We start from the raw sequence: 13,908 nt of genomic DNA on the forward strand, positions 1-13,908 counted from the left end.
AGATCGGGGAGTTATTCTAGCACCCCTCGCGCCTCCCCGGACGCGTACAGCTCGATCCGGTGGCTCATCCAGCTCTCGTAGTCGCCGCAGACTATGTGCTGCCGGGCCTCGCTGCACAACCTGCCGAGAAACGTCACGTTGTGCAGCGAGAGGAGCCGCGCCCCCAGAAGCTCCCCCTCCCGCACCAGGTGCGCTAGGTACGCCCGGCTGTAACCAGAACAGGCCTCGCAGGGACATCCCTCTTCCAGGGGCTCGAAGTCCGTCCGGTAGCGGGCGTTCTTCAGGTTGATCTTCCCACGGGAGGTGAGCGCGGCCCCGTGCCGGGCGAGCCGGGTCGGGAGCACGCAGTCGAACATGTCCACCCCGAGCGCGATGACCTGCAGCACCCCGATCGGATCCCCGATGCCCATGAAGTAGCGGGGCTTATCCGCCGGAAGCTCCGGCGCAACCCCGCCGAGCACCTCCAGCATCTCCTCCCGGCTCTCACCGACCGAGAGACCGCCTATCGCGTAGCCGTCGAAGCCCGTCTCGACCGTGCGCCGCAGGCTCTCGGCCCTCAAATCCGCGAACAGCCCGCCCTGCACGATCCCGAAGAGTGCCTGATCCCGTCGGTCGTGCACGGCCTTGCACCGTGCCGCCCAGCGTGCCGTACGGCGCATGGAGTCGGCGTGGTAGTCGTACGGCGCGTCGGCCGGCGGGCACTCGTCGAGGACCATGGCTATGTCCGCCCCGATCTCCTCCTGTGCTTTCGTGACCAGCTCGGGGGTGAAGGAGTGCACGGAGCCGTCGTAGACCGAGGTGAACTCCACCCCCTCCTCGGAGAGCCTCCTTATCCTGGAGAGCGAGAAGACCTGATACCCGCCGGAGTCGGTGAGCATCGGTCCGTCCCAGCCGGTGAAGGCGTGCAGCCCCCCCGCCTCCCGTATCACGCCCGTCCCGGGCCGCAGGTAGAGGTGGTATGTGTTGCCGAGCACGACCCCCGCCCCGGCCGCCCTCAATTCCGCCGGCGAGAGACCCCGCACGCTCCCGCGGGTCCCGACCGGCATGAAGGTCGGCGTCTCGACCTCGCCGTGCGGCGTCTTCAGCACCCCGGCCCGTGCTTCGCCGCTGACGGCGGCGATCTCTATAGAGACCGGGGCTCCTACCGGTTCCTCCCGCCGTTGAGGATGAGCATCGCGTCCCCAAAGGAATAGAAGCGGTAGCGCTCCTTGACCGCCAGAGTGTAGGCTTCCCGGATGAGCTCCTTGCTCCCGGCGAAGCTCATGATCATCGCGAGCAGCGTCGAGCGCGGCAGGTGGAAGTTGGTCACGAGCGCGTCGAGCGCCTGCCAGCGATAGCCGGGATAGATGTAGAGATCGGACTCACCGGATCTCCTCCCCGTCTGCGCCCAGCTCTCCAGCGTCCGCGCCACGGTCGTCCCGACGCCGACCACCCGTCGCGCCCGCTCTATGGTGCGGGCCGCCGCCTCCGGCACGTGGTACTCCTCGGAGTGCATCCGGTGCTCCTCTACGCGCTCGGTCCTGACCGGGGTGAAGGTCCCCACCCCCACGTGCAGCGTGATGCGCGCGATCTCGACCCCCCTGCGCTCGACGTCGTCCAGCACCCTCTCGGTGAAGTGGAAACCGGCCGTCGGCGCGGCGGCGGAGCCGGGGTTTCTGGCGTAGACGGTCTGGTAGGATCGCTCGGCCTCCGGCGTGGACTCGATGTACGGCGGGAGCGGCATGTGTCCCTCCCGCTCCAGCAGAGCGGACACGTCGTCGCCCCGCAATATCCACCGTCCCTCGCCCCGGCTTTCGACCACCTCGAGCTTCTCGCCGCCGGCCTCGAGCACGAGCCCGATCCTCAGACGCTTGCTCGGCCGCGCGAGCACCTCCCAACCTTCTCCTTCTTCGCGCAGGAAGAGCAACTCCACCCTGCCACCCCCCGGCCTTCTGGCGTAGAGCCGCGCCGGGATGACCTTCGTCTCGTTCAGGACGAGCGCATCCCCCTCCCCGAGGAATTCCGGCAGCTCCCGGAAGACGTGGTGCGAGATCTCCCCGCTTTCGGCGTCCACGACCATCAGACGCGAAGAATCGCGCGGCTCGGCGGGCCGTTGAGCGATCAGCTCCTGCGGGAGCTCGTAATCCAGCTCGGAGATGCGCACTACCGGCGGAAGATCAGGTTCAACAGGATCGTACCGACGAGGGAGACGAGGATCATGAGCCCTATCGGGAAGTAGACCGTCAGGTTGCCGCGCCGGAAGACGAGATCTCCGGGCAGCCGGTCCATCCCGAACCTGCCGAGCAGCAAAAACAGGCCGCCTATTATCAGAAGCAGCACCGCGGCCCCGATGAGCAGCTTGCCTATTACCTCAAGTCCCACGCAAATATTTTACGATGCCCGCCGCGGGCCTCCAACCCGCCGAACGCTTCAGCCGGACTCTCGCGAGAGCTGCCGCAGGATCTTCCGCGACTCCAAGAGCTGCCGCTGGACGCCCGGCAGGTTCTTGCCCACGCTCGTCGTTATCTTACGCAGGTTCCCGCTCTGCAACGCCTGACCCAGGTTTTTGTATGCGGGCAGCGCCTGGTCGTACGCCTGCACGAGCTTCTCGTGGATCGGCCGGAGGTCTTTCGGGGGCTGGACACTCTTCAGCTTCTCGAATCCCCGCCGGGTGGCCTGCTCGGCGTTCTGCACCGACTTCAGGTTGGCGCTGGCGGAGAAGTTGCCGTTCTTGATCTTCGCGTTGAGGTTGGCGACCTGTGCGACCTGCTGCTCCGTGTTCCGGATGATGGGACGGACCTGGTTCAGGTACGTCTTGATCTCGTCGCGGGTGGCGGTGACCTTCGGGACCTTGACCTCCCCCTTGCCAGGGAGCCGCACGGTAAACCCTCCCACTGTCACCTTGCCTCCGGTAGAGGCCGCGCCGCTGGATGGGGAGCTTGCGGGCCCGCTCGTGGAGCCTGCGCTGGCAGAGGCCGCGGCGCTACTCGATGCACTGCTGCTTCCCTGGATTCCCCCGCCGGCGCCGCAGCCGCCGAGTATCAGGAGGCCGATCATCAGCACGGCCAGTCTGCGCATAGATGCTCCTTACCTCCGCCTGCATCCGTCTCCTTATAAATGCAGGTTACACGTCTCGAGAAGGCTCGGAGCTCGTTTTTCGCGGCGGCGCGTCCGCCGTCCGTCCCCGCATGCCGACGATAACCACGCCGCAGAGCGTCACCACCCCTCCCGCCACCGAGAGCAGCGTGGGTACCTCGCCGAGCCAGAGCCAGGCGATCAGGAACGCGAGCGCCGGGATCAGGTACAGGAAGCTGGCCGAGACCGCGGCACCCGCGCGGGTGGAGACGTAGGCGTAGGTGACGTAGGCCACCGCCGTGGGGAACAGGCCCAGGAAAACGACCGATGCCGTAGCCTGCACGGAAGCCGAGGGCACCTCGGAGATCATGCCGGGCAGAAAGAACAGAGCAAAGAGTGTCCCGGCCCAGATCGAGTAGGTCGTAAAGGCGAGAGACCCATACTTGCGGAGGTAACGCTGCTGGATCACGAAGTAACAGCTCTCCCCGAAAGCAGCGAGCAGGATCGACAGGGCGTTGGAGTCGAACCCGTGCCCTCCGCCCTCCCCGAAAGAGATCACGGCCGCCCCCAACAGGCTCACCAGCATGCCTATCCATCCGGCTGCCCTCAGGCGCTCTCCCAGGAACACCCGGGCCAGCAACGCCACGAAAACGGGCGCCGTGGCGATGAGCAGGCTCGCCGTCCCGGCCTCCACGCTCCTCTCACCAAAGTTGAGCCCCGCATGGTAGACCGTAAAACCGAACAGCCCGCACGCCAGTATGGCCGGTACGTCCCGGAGATCGGGCAGGGACATCCTCCGCACCGCGGCGAAGGCCGCGAGCCCCGCCGAGGCCACGAGCAACCTGAAGAGGGCCACCTCCCCCGGTCCGTAAGAAATCATGGCTGCCCGGATTCCGGCGAACGCAGAGGCCCAGAGAACCAGCGTGACCGAAAGCGCGGCCAGGACGCGGCCACCATCTCCCGTTCTCTTCATCCCCGGGATTCTAAACCACTCCCTTCGCACAGACGCCCCCCTTCTGGCGCCGGCCCCCCGGCATTATCTATACTCCGCTTCACAAGGAGACAGAAGGCGAGCGAGACTGGAGCACGGACAGGACATGCAGACGAACATCCGCCGCAGAAGCAGCGTCCTCCTCGACGGCCCCGAGCGGGCGGCCGCCCGCTCTTACTTCAGGGCGATAGGCTACACCGACGAGGACCTCCGCAAACCCATCGTCGGGATCGCCAACACCTGGATCGAGACGATGCCCTGCAACTTCCATCTCCGCCGGCTCTCCGAAAAGCTGAAGGAAGGGCTGCGCGAGGCCGGCGCCACCCCCATGGAGTTCAACACCATCGCCATCTCCGACGGAGAGACGATGGGCACCGAAGGCATGAAGACCTCGCTCATCTCCCGCGAGGTCATAGCCGACTCCATCGAGCTGGTAGCCCGGGGACAGATGTTCGACGCCGTCGTGGCCCTCGTCGGCTGCGACAAGACCATCCCGGCCGCCGCGATGGCGATCACGCGCCTCGACATCCCCTCCTTCGTCATCTACGGCGGCTCGATAGCCCCGGGCCGCTTCCGGGGCCGTGACGTAACGATCCAGGACGTCTTCGAGGCCATAGGCGCGCACGCCGCCGGCAAATTCTCGGACGAAGATCTGCGCGAGCTCGAGGGCGTGGCGTGCCCGGGTGCGGGCGCCTGCGGCGGCCAGTACACCGCGAACACGATGGCCCTGGCCCTCGAGGTGCTCGGCCTCTCCCCGATCGGATCGGCTGGTCCCCCCGCCCTCGACGCCCGCAAAGACCAGATCTGCCGCGAAGCAGGCCGTCTCGTCATGCAGCTCCTGGAAAGAAACCTCACCCCCCGGGACATCCTGACCCGCGCCTCGTTCGAGAACGCGATCGCCACGGTCGCCGCCACCGGCGGCTCGACCAACGCCGTTTTGCACCTGCTCGCCATAGCCCGCGAGGCGGAGATCCCGCTCGACATAGACGACTTCGACCGGGTGAGCGAACGAACCCCCATCATCGCAGACCTCAAGCCCGGTGGGCGCTACACCGCGGTCGACATGGACCGGGCCGGCGGGAGCCGCCTGCTCGGCAAACGCCTCCTCGACGCCGGACTCATAGACGGCTCATGCCTCAACGTCACCGGCCGCACCCTGGCCGAGGAGGTGGGAGAGGCCCGGGAGACGGAGGGGCAGGATGTGATCGTGCCCGTCGAGAAACCGCTGAAGAAGACCGGCGGCTTCGTCATCCTGCACGGCAACCTCGCCCCGGAAGGCTGCGTCCTGAAGGTCGCCGGTCACGAGCGGATGCTCCACACCGGCCCGGCGCGCGTCTTCGACTCCGAGGAGGACGCGATGCGCGCGGTGACGGCCGGGGAGATACGCGAGAACGACGTGGTCGTAATCCGCTACGAGGGCCCGAAGGGCGGTCCCGGGATGCGCGAGATGCTCGGCGTCACGGCGGCCCTCGTCGGCGAGGGCCTCGGTGACTCGGTTGCCCTGCTCACCGACGGCCGCTTCTCCGGCGCGACCCACGGCCTCATGGCCGCCCACATAGCCCCCGAGGCGGCCCAGGGCGGCCCCATCGCCGCCCTGAGAGAGGGGGACACCATCACGATAGACGTGGCGAACCGCACCCTCAACATGGACGTCTCCGAGGAGGAGATAAGGTCCCGGATGGCGCGGTGGCGCGAGCCCGAACCTCGCTACAAGACCGGCGTGATGGCCAAGTACGCCGCGCTCGTCGCATCCGCCTCGGAGGGGGCGATCACCCGTCCCCGCTGATGTGGTGAGGTCCTGGGACGGACGGCTCGCGAGCCGTCCGTCCTAGCTCCGATGCGGCAGCGGGATCCCCAGGTGCTCGTAGGCCCGGCGGGTGGCGATGCGTCCGCGGCTGGTACGCTGGATGAGCCCACTCTGCAGCAGGTACGGCTCGTAGACGTCCTCTACCGTGTCCCGCGCTTCTCCCAGAGCCACCGCGAGCGTCCCGAGCCCGACCGGCCCGCCGTCGAACTTCTCGATGATGAGCCTGAGGTACTCGCGGTCGATGCGGTCGAGCCCGAGGTCGTCCACCCCCTGCATCGCCAGCGCGTCACGGGCGGTCTTCTCGTCGATCCTGCCGTCGCCGACGACCTCGGCGTAGTCGCGCACCCGCTTGAGCAGCCGGTTAGCCACCCGCGGGGTCCCGCGGCTGCGCCGGGCGAGCTGGCGCGCCCCCTCCCCGGTGATCGGGACGCCGAGTATCCTGGCGTTGCGCAGCACGATCTTCTCCAGATCCTCCGGCGAGTAGTAGTCGAGCCGGCTGGAGAAGCCGAAACGATCGCGCAGGGGCGAGGTGATGAGCCCCGTCCTCGTCGTCGCCCCGACGAGCGTGAAGCGCGGCACGTCCATCCTTATCGTGCGCGCCGAGGGTCCCTGCCCGAGCACGATGTCCACCGCGAACTCCTCCATCGCCGGGTAGAGCACCTCCTCCACCGCCCGGTTGAGACGGTGGATCTCGTCGATGAACAGGAAGTCGCCCTCCTCCAGGTTGGTGATGATCGCCGCGATGTCGCCGGCCCGCTCGAGCGTCGGACCGCTGGTTATCCGGATGCCGACCCCCATCTCGCGCGCCAGGATGTAGCACAGCGAGGTCTTGCCGAGCCCCGGAGGTCCTGCCAGGAGCACGTGGTCGAGCGGCTCGTTCCGCCGCCTGGCGGCCTCGACGAAGATCCTCAGGTTCTCCTTGAGTTCGTCCTGCCCGATGAACTCGTCCAGGGTGCGCGGCCTCAGGGTCGGCTCGTCGTCCTCCGGAAATTCCCCGGGGTCGAGCGGCCGCTCTCTACCTTCCCCGCGCACCGTGAAGTCGTCGAACTCTTCCACCCTAGCGCCTGCTCCCTATCCGCCTGAGCGCCTCTCTCACGTAACCTTCGACCGTATCCTGCTGCGGCACCCCTGAGAGCGCCTCCTCGGCCTCCTCCAGCGTGTACCCGAGCCCGACGAGCGCCTCCCTCGCCTCCATGAACGGCCCCCTGTGCCTCCCGGAACTCGCACCACCATCCACGGTAGCACCACACGCTGCAAACTCTCTGCCGCGCAGCTCCAGGACCAGCCGCTCGGCGGTCTTCTTCCCGAGACCCGGCACGCTGGACAGCCGGATCACGTCCCCCCTCGCAACGGCCTCCGCCAGTTCTTCCGGAGAGAGCGCCGAAAGCACCGCGAGCGCGAGCTTCGGGCCCACCTTGCTCACCGAGGTGAGCGCATCGAAGGCCCCTCTCTCGTCCGATCCCGCGAACCCGAACAGCGTGATCGCATCCTCCCTCACCACCATCCGGGTGTGCAGCACACACTCTTCCCCGAGCTCCGGAAGCTCCCGCAGCGACGAACGCGAGACGAGCACCCGGTAGCCGACACCGCCAACCTCGACCACGACACCCGAGTCGTCCCGCTCGATGAGCCTGCCCCTCAACCTTTCGATCATACGTCGATTATCCTACAACACCACCGGGTTCCCCACGCCGATCTGGCCTTACCCATACCCCGTCCAAGGGACAGGCCGACTCCGACACACTTCATGACGATGCGTGGTTACGACCGCGGCGGCCCCGAGCCGCCCAGCTAGCGGGCGGCCTCGATCCTTCCGGACATCCTCGAGGTGAACGCGTGGCAGAGGGCTATGGCGAGCCCGTCCGCCGCGTCGTCCGGGCGCGGGATCTCGCGCAGGTTCAGCAGGGTTCTGACCATCTCCTGCACCTGCCGCTTGTCCGCCCGGCCGTAGGAGGTGATCGTTTGCTTGACCTGCAGCGGGGTGTATTCGTAGATCCCTACCCCGGCACGGTGGCACGCAAGCAATACCACGCCTCGCGCCTGACCAACGGTGATGGCGGTCGTCACGTTGGTGTTGAAGAAGAGCTCCTCCACCGCCACCGCATCGGGGCGGTAGCCCTTTACGAGTTCAGATACCCCTTCGAAGAGCCGGTTCAGGCGCCGGGGCATCTCCCATTCGGATGGGGTGGTGATCGCCCCGTGCTGCACGTAGCGGACGCGGTTGCCGTTCTGGCGTATCACCCCCCAGCCCGTCGTCGCGGTGCCGGGGTCCACGCCGAGTATGACCCGCCCCCTTTGGGTGTCGTGGCCCAACGGGTGGTCGGGTCTCAGCCCGCCACCTCGGCCATCACCTCGTCGGAGATGTCGAAGTTGGCATGAACCTCCTGCACGTCGTCGTTCTCCTCGAGCGCGTCGATCAGGCGCAGGGTCTGGCGGGCGGTCGAGGGATCGAGCGGCACCGTGTTCTGCGGCTCCATCGTGAGCTGGGCGTCGTCTATCTCTATCCCGGCCTCGCGCAGACCGTCACGCACCCGGGCGAAATCTTCCGGGGTGGTGAGTATCCTGTAGTCGCTCTCCTGCACCTCGACGTCCTCGGCCCCGACTTCGAGCGCCGCCTCCATCAGCCGGTCCTCGTCCACAGATTCTCTGGGGACCAGGATCACGCCCTTGCGCTCGAACAGGTACGACACCGACCCGGTGGTCCCGAGCTTCCCGCCGTGCTTGGAGAAGATGTATCGTACGTCCGAGGCGGCCCGGTTGCGGTTGTCGGTGAGCACCTCGACCAGCACCGCCACACCGCCCGGCGCGTAGCCTTCGTAGGTGATCCGCTCGTAGGCTTCCGCCTCGGAGCCGGCGCCCGTCCCCTTGTCTATGGCCCGTTGGATGTTGTCGTTGGGCATGTTGGCGTCCTTCGCCTTCTGCACCGCCAGGGCGAGCGCCGGGTTCGCACCCGGATCTCCTCCCCCCTCCCGGGCCGCCACGGTTATGGCTCGCGAGAGCTTCCCGAAGAGCGCCCCGCGCTTGGCATCCTGGGCACCCTTCTTGCGCTTTATCGTAGACCACTTGGAATGACCGCTCATCTCTTGCAGACCTCCTTCACGAAGTACTCGTGGAAGCGGGTGTCGTCGGTGAGCTCCGGGTGGAACGCGGTCACCAGCACGTTCTCTGCGCGGGCGGCGACCACCTTGCCATCCACCTCGGAGAGCACCTCCACCCCGGGGCCCACGTCTTCGAAGAACGGGGCCCGGATGAAGACCCCCCTGAACGGACGATCGAACCCCTTCACCTCGAGATCCCGCTCGAAAGACCTGACCTGCCGCCCGAAGCCGTTGCGCTCGACCAGCGCGTTCATCAACCCGAGCAGCGGCTGCGAAGGACCGGTGGTGGCCGAAGCCGCGAGGACCATCCCCGCGCAGGTTCCCCAGACGCCGCCACCGCCGTAGAAGAAGCTCCTTATGGCGTCGAGGAGCCCGCCCTCGGCCATCATCTTGCCGATGGTCGTGGACTCCCCACCCGGCAAGATCACGCCCGCGAGCCCCCGGAGGTCTTCCGGCTTTCTGACCTCCACGGCCTCGACGCCTATCTCGCGCAGCATCTGGAGGTGCTCACGTACATCCCCCTGCAGCGCGAGCACCCCTATCCGCCTGCCGTCTCTCTCCGCTTCCTTACCAGCCACGCGTCGCCAGACGCTCCCCTTCGAGAAGCTCGCTCATCTCCCTGCCGACCATCGCCTCGCCGAGCCCCCGGCTCACCTCCGCGATGGCCTTCGGATCGTCGTAGTTGGTCGTCGCCTTCACGATCGCCGCCGCCCGTTTCGCGGGGTCGGAGCTCTTGAAGATTCCGCTCCCCACGAAGACGCCATCCGCCCCGAGCTGCATCATCAAGGCGGCATCCGCCGGCGTGGCGATCCCGCCGGCGGTGAAGAGCACCACCGGGAGCTTCCCGTTCTGTGCCACCCACTTGACCAGCTCGTACGGCGCCCCGAGAGACTTCGCCTCGGCCATCAGCTCCTCAGGACCGAGCGTGGTGAGCTTCCTTATCCCGCCCACGATCGCCCGCATGTGCCTGACGGCCTCCACGACGTTCCCGGTTCCGGCCTCGCCCTTGGAGCGGATCATCGCCGCCCCCTCCCCGATGCGCCGGAGAGCCTCCCCGAGGTTCGTCGCCCCACACACGAAGGGAACCGTGAAGTCCCACTTGTTTATGTGGTTGGTCTCGTCCGCCGGGGTCAAGACCTCCGACTCGTCGATGTAGTCCACCTCGAGCGCCTCGAGAACCTGCGCCTCGACGAAGTGTCCGATGCGCACCTTCGCCATCACCGGGATGGTGACGGCTTCCTGGATCTCGATTATCTTCTCCGGGTCGCTCATCCTGGCGACCCCGCCCTGCGCCCGGATGTCCGCCGGGACCCTCTCCAGCGCCATGACCGCCACGGCCCCGGCCTCCTCGGCGATCTTGGCCTGCTCGGCGTTCACTACGTCCATGATGACCCCGCCCTTGAGCATCTGGGCCATCCCGCTCTTCACCCTGAAGGTGCCGGTGATAGGTTCGTTCTCCGCCATGCTTTCTCCCGTGTATCTGATGAGGTTCGGTGAGTTTAATCTTACTACCGGGGCTACATTAAGCCAACGGACCCACCCTCTACTCCACGTCTATCCGCTCTCGCACAATTTTTCCACCCCCGGACGCGCGCTCACCGGAGCGCACCAGCGCCCTGACCCCCAGAGCGGCCTCGAGCGCGGCTCTCCGGAAGTGCCCGGCGGCCCGGGTCCGGCGCTCTCCGGGCACGAGGGCGTAGGCGATCAACCCGAGCAGAGGGTATCCTCTCCGCTTCCCTTCTTCAGGATGCATCCTTCAACCTCACGCATAGCTTGCCGTCCTCGAAACTGGCGCCGGCCGCAGCGAGCCTCGCCATCGAGTCCGGCAGCAGTATGTTCCTCCTGTAACTCCCGACGCTAACGAGTAGCTCGGCACCGCGCTTGGAGAGCTCGAGGCTCTCCTTCTCCACGAACGGCAGGCTCAGCACGACCTCGTAACCGCCGTCACGCTTGACGATGCTGTGCGTCTCCCCGCGGAACATCACCTCCAGCGGGTCCGCTCCGTCGAAGATCTCTCCGGCAAGCTCCGAGAGCGCTTCGAGGCCGTACATCTCACGCTCGAAGAGGCGCGCGGTGAGGATGGGGATCGGCTCGAAGGAGTCCCGGATGGTGCGCATGTGGTGCTCCTGCGCCCGACGCCACTCCTCGAAGTACGGGTCCCTGACGGTCTCGGGCAGCAGCCGGTTGACCACGACCGCATCCACACCGTAATCGTAGAGGTTGAGGTAGGTGTAGGCCCGCCTGGCCTCGGCGACGACCATCTTCTCGGCGTTCACCACCAGCCGCACCGAGGCGTTCTCCCTGTCGGTGAGCACCTCCTCCGCCTCCGCGAGCGCGTCGTAGAAGCGCTGCCCGGCGGCGAACACGCTGTCCTCGGGCAGCGGCGGAAGGGCCTTCGTCCGGCGGGCGAGCGGCCGGGCGATGCTCGCGACCCGCCGCTGGACGGGCAGGATCTTCTCCACATACCAGCTCATCTGATCCGGCAAACTCAACAACTTCAGGGTCTCTCCCGTGGGCGCAGCGTCCAGGATCAGGGCGTCGTAGCCCCCCTCGCGATGGTGCCGACGCACCGCGAGCAACCCGAAGAGCTCGTCCATCCCAGGCAGCCTCGCCAGCTCGTCGGCGGCCACGTCGGTCGTACCCTGCCACTCGAAGACGGCGGTGAGATAGTTCTGGATCTCGGCCCAGTACTCCTCGATCATCGACGACTGGTCCATCTCCTGCGCCCAGAGCCCCTGCGCCATCTGCCTGGGCTCCGGCCCGACTTCCTCGTCGAACGCATCCGAGAGCGAGTGCGCGGGGTCGGTGCTCATGACGAGCACCTTCTTCCCCTCCGAGGCCGCCTTCAACGCGGTCGCGGCCGCCACGCTCGTCTTCCCGACGCCTCCCTTACCCGTGTACAGTATGATCCGCAAATCCGCCACCGACCTTCTCTCGGTGCTCTGCCGCTGCTCCTCCCCCTAACGTCCGGGGCGCCGCTCGCGCTCGAACCTCTCCTGCGCCTCGACCGTCCGTATGGCCTCCGGCATCGCCTCCAGCCTCCCCCGCGGGATCGGCCGTCCGGTATCGTCGCAGATCCCGTAGGTCCCCTCCTCGATCTTCTCCAGCGCCCGTTCGACGTCCTCGAGGCGCCGGGCGGCCCGCCCCCCGATCGTGGCGTCCATCTCCCGATCGAACATGTACCGGCTCTGATCCCCGGAGTCCGGCTGGACATCCCGCTGCTCCTCGCTGCGCTCCCGCTCGTCCTCCTCCATGCCGCGCCGCCTCTGCACGAGCTCTTCCCGCAACCGCTCGAGCCTCTCTCGCTGACGCGTCACGAACCCCTCGTCGATCTCTTCGTTCTTCACACAACCCCCTGTCTCACCCGTATCACACCTTCCTTATACTACAAACCGCAGATCGTAGAGACAGGACCCGCCAGAGACCGGCGGGCTCGGAACCAGCGCCGAAAAAGCGCACAAAAAATGGGCGACGACCTACTCTCCCACGGGGTCCCCCCCGCAGTACCATCGGCGCTGGCGGGCTTAACTTCTCTGTTCGGAATGGGAAGAGGTGTATCCCCGCCGCTATCGTCACCCTTTCGAAAGCAGCTATTCTGTTTTAAACGCGCCCGCACGAGAAAACGGGCCCGGTCTCTGAAAACTGCATAGCGCCAAGCCGAAAACCATTAAGCCCTCGGCCTATTAGTACCACTCGGCTGAACGCCTCGCGGCGCTTACACCTGTGGCCTATCAACCTGGTAGTCTACCAGGAGCCTTACCCCCTCGAGGGGGTGGGAGGCCTCATCTTGGGGTGGGCTTCCCGCTTAGATGCCTTCAGCGGTTATCCCTTCCGCACATAGCTACCCGGCGATGCCCTTGGCAGGACAACCGGTACACCAGAGGTGCGTCCACTCCGGTCCTCTCGTACTGGGAGTCGCTCCCCTCAAGCCTCCAACGCCCGCGGAAGATAGGGACCGAACTGTCTCACGACGTTCTGAACCCAGCTCGCGTACCGCTTTAATGGGCGAACAGCCCAACCCTTGGGACCCGCTCCAGCCCCAGGATGCGACGAGCCGACATCGAGGTGCCAAACAGCTGCGTCGATGTGAACTCTTGGCAGCTATAAGCCTGTTATCCCCGGAGTACCTTTTATCCGTTGAGCGACGGCACTTCCACGCGTAACCGCCGGATCACTAAGCCCGACTTTCGTCCCTGCTCGACCTGTCGGTCTCACAGTCAAGCCCCCTTATGCCTTTGCACTCTGCGCACGATTTCCGACCGTGCTGAGGGGACCTTTGGGCGCCTCCGTTACCCTTTAGGAGGCGACCGCCCCAGTCAAACTGCCCGCCTGACACTGTTCCCGACCCGGATCACGGCGCCGGGTTAGAACACCAACACGCCCAGGGAGGTATCTCAAGGACGGCTCCACCGAGGCTGGCGCCCCGGCTTCTCAGCCTCCCTCCTATCCTGCACAAGGCGTGCCGATGTCCAATGCCAGGTTACAGTAAAGGTTCACGGGGTCTTTCCGTCTTTCCGCGGGTAATCGGCATCTTCACCGATACTACAATTTCACCGAGCCTCTGGTCGAGACAGCGCCCAGATCGTTACGCCTTTCGTGCAGGTCGGAACTTACCCGACAAGGAATTTCGCTACCTTAGGACGGTTATAGTTACCGCCGCCATTGACCAGCGCTTCGGTCGGGAGCTTCGCCCGAAGGCTAACCCCCTTCCTTAACGTTCTGGCATTGGGCAGGCGTCAGCCCCTATACATCGTCTTACGACTTAGCAGAGACCTGTGTTTTTGGTAAACAGTCGCCTGGGCCTATTCTCTGCGGCTCCGGACAGCTGTGGGCCGCGAGGACCCTCACCGTCCAGAGCTCCCCTTCTCCCGAAGTTACGGGGACAATTTGCCGAGTTCCTTGACCAGAGTTCGCTCGATCGCCTTAGTGTTCTCCACTCGCCCACCTGTGTCGGTTTG

15 protein-coding genes and 2 rRNA genes (1 of these 17 only partly in view) are annotated in these 13,908 nt (G+C 66.2%); 1 reads left to right on the forward strand and 16 read right to left on the reverse strand.

The features are described from left to right. Window positions 1–11 precede the first annotated feature (11 nt). From tgt to AC6EKW_RS04035, 5 genes are read right to left on the reverse strand one after another with little or no spacing between them, the layout of a single operon-like run. On the reverse strand, window positions 12–1,121 hold the full coding sequence (tgt, locus tag AC6EKW_RS04015; protein ID WP_498513872.1) for a tRNA guanosine(34) transglycosylase Tgt: 1,110 nt from the start codon (window positions 1,119–1,121) through the stop codon (window positions 12–14). A gap of 20 nt (window positions 1,122–1,141) precedes the next feature. Further along, window positions 1,142–2,143 (reverse strand): tRNA preQ1(34) S-adenosylmethionine ribosyltransferase-isomerase QueA, encoded by a 1,002-nt coding sequence (queA, locus tag AC6EKW_RS04020; protein WP_498513767.1) that lies wholly within the window; start codon window positions 2,141–2,143, stop codon window positions 1,142–1,144. Then, entirely contained in the window at window positions 2,143–2,361 is a 219-nt protein-coding gene (locus AC6EKW_RS04025) for a DUF2905 domain-containing protein (protein ID WP_273887556.1), read from the reverse strand. The genes queA and AC6EKW_RS04025 overlap by 1 nt, the downstream gene beginning before the upstream one ends. Window positions 2,362–2,409: 48 nt before the next feature. After that, window positions 2,410–3,057, reverse strand: coding sequence for a hypothetical protein (locus AC6EKW_RS04030; protein ID WP_273887554.1), 648 nt, complete (start codon window positions 3,055–3,057; stop codon window positions 2,410–2,412). Window positions 3,058–3,103: 46 nt separating this feature from the next. Then, the gene (locus AC6EKW_RS04035; RefSeq protein WP_273887553.1) at window positions 3,104–4,027 is read right to left on the reverse strand and encodes a DMT family transporter; all 924 of its coding nucleotides are present in this window, start codon (window positions 4,025–4,027) and stop codon (window positions 3,104–3,106) included. Window positions 4,028–4,151: 124 nt separating this feature from the next. Between AC6EKW_RS04035 and ilvD the strand changes: the two genes are divergently transcribed. Further along, window positions 4,152–5,831, forward strand: a complete 1,680-nt coding sequence (gene ilvD / locus AC6EKW_RS04040; RefSeq protein WP_273887552.1) for a dihydroxy-acid dehydratase — start codon at window positions 4,152–4,154, stop codon at window positions 5,829–5,831. Between the two features lie 42 nt (window positions 5,832–5,873). Here ilvD and ruvB read toward each other — a convergent pair whose 3' ends face one another. The 11 genes from ruvB to AC6EKW_RS04095 all read right to left on the reverse strand — a co-directional run. Then, a complete protein-coding gene (gene ruvB / locus AC6EKW_RS04045; RefSeq protein ID WP_420542035.1) occupies window positions 5,874–6,884 on the reverse strand; it encodes a Holliday junction branch migration DNA helicase RuvB in 1,011 nt (336 codons plus the stop codon). A gap of 25 nt (window positions 6,885–6,909) precedes the next feature. Further along, entirely contained in the window at window positions 6,910–7,506 is a 597-nt protein-coding gene (ruvA, locus tag AC6EKW_RS04050) for a Holliday junction branch migration protein RuvA (protein WP_273887550.1), read from the reverse strand. A gap of 137 nt (window positions 7,507–7,643) precedes the next feature. Next, on the reverse strand, window positions 7,644–8,165 hold the full coding sequence (gene ruvC, locus AC6EKW_RS04055; RefSeq protein ID WP_273887549.1) for a crossover junction endodeoxyribonuclease RuvC: 522 nt from the start codon (window positions 8,163–8,165) through the stop codon (window positions 7,644–7,646). Window positions 8,166–8,179: 14 nt separating this feature from the next. After that, window positions 8,180–8,932, reverse strand: a complete 753-nt coding sequence (locus AC6EKW_RS04060; RefSeq protein ID WP_273887548.1) for a YebC/PmpR family DNA-binding transcriptional regulator — start codon at window positions 8,930–8,932, stop codon at window positions 8,180–8,182. Beyond that, the gene (pdxT, locus tag AC6EKW_RS04065; protein ID WP_498513768.1) at window positions 8,929–9,528 is read right to left on the reverse strand and encodes a pyridoxal 5'-phosphate synthase glutaminase subunit PdxT; all 600 of its coding nucleotides are present in this window, start codon (window positions 9,526–9,528) and stop codon (window positions 8,929–8,931) included. Before pdxT ends, AC6EKW_RS04060 begins: the two co-directional genes overlap by 4 nt. Continuing rightward, complete coding sequence (pdxS, locus tag AC6EKW_RS04070; RefSeq protein ID WP_498513769.1) at window positions 9,518–10,414, reverse strand: pyridoxal 5'-phosphate synthase lyase subunit PdxS; 897 nt, start codon at window positions 10,412–10,414, stop codon at window positions 9,518–9,520. The genes pdxT and pdxS overlap by 11 nt, the downstream gene beginning before the upstream one ends. A 79-nt stretch (window positions 10,415–10,493) precedes the next feature. After that, on the reverse strand, window positions 10,494–10,703 hold the full coding sequence (locus AC6EKW_RS04075; protein WP_498513770.1) for a hypothetical protein: 210 nt from the start codon (window positions 10,701–10,703) through the stop codon (window positions 10,494–10,496). Beyond that, on the reverse strand, window positions 10,693–11,865 hold the full coding sequence (locus AC6EKW_RS04080; RefSeq protein WP_498513771.1) for an ArsA family ATPase: 1,173 nt from the start codon (window positions 11,863–11,865) through the stop codon (window positions 10,693–10,695). The genes AC6EKW_RS04075 and AC6EKW_RS04080 overlap by 11 nt, the downstream gene beginning before the upstream one ends. A gap of 45 nt (window positions 11,866–11,910) precedes the next feature. Then, window positions 11,911–12,297 (reverse strand): TraR/DksA family transcriptional regulator, encoded by a 387-nt coding sequence (locus AC6EKW_RS04085; RefSeq protein WP_273887543.1) that lies wholly within the window; start codon window positions 12,295–12,297, stop codon window positions 11,911–11,913. 116 nt (window positions 12,298–12,413) lie between these two features. After that, window positions 12,414–12,530: ribosomal RNA gene (gene rrf, locus AC6EKW_RS04090) — 5S ribosomal RNA — on the reverse strand. 83 nt (window positions 12,531–12,613) lie between these two features. Continuing rightward, window positions 12,614–13,908: ribosomal RNA gene (locus AC6EKW_RS04095) — 23S ribosomal RNA — on the reverse strand; it runs 1,702 nt beyond the window's last position.

This window comes from Rubrobacter sp. M3-4 (genome assembly GCF_059772285.1).

What these genes read in the sequence shown, in the direction of transcription:
- ilvD (WP_273887552.1), top strand. Translation starts at nt 4,152, where the DNA reads ATGCAGACGAACATCCGCCGCAGAAGCAGCGTCCTCCTCGACGGCCCC.
- AC6EKW_RS04035 (WP_273887553.1), bottom strand. Translation starts at nt 4,027, where the DNA reads ATGAAGAGAACGGGAGATGGTGGCCGCGTCCTGGCCGCGCTTTCGGTC.
- AC6EKW_RS04075 (WP_498513770.1), bottom strand. Translation starts at nt 10,703, where the DNA reads ATGCATCCTGAAGAAGGGAAGCGGAGAGGATACCCTCTGCTCGGGTTG.
- pdxS (WP_498513769.1), bottom strand. Translation starts at nt 10,414, where the DNA reads ATGGCGGAGAACGAACCTATCACCGGCACCTTCAGGGTGAAGAGCGGG.
- ruvA (WP_273887550.1), bottom strand. Translation starts at nt 7,506, where the DNA reads ATGATCGAAAGGTTGAGGGGCAGGCTCATCGAGCGGGACGACTCGGGT.
- AC6EKW_RS04030 (WP_273887554.1), bottom strand. Translation starts at nt 3,057, where the DNA reads ATGCGCAGACTGGCCGTGCTGATGATCGGCCTCCTGATACTCGGCGGC.
- AC6EKW_RS04060 (WP_273887548.1), bottom strand. Translation starts at nt 8,932, where the DNA reads ATGAGCGGTCATTCCAAGTGGTCTACGATAAAGCGCAAGAAGGGTGCC.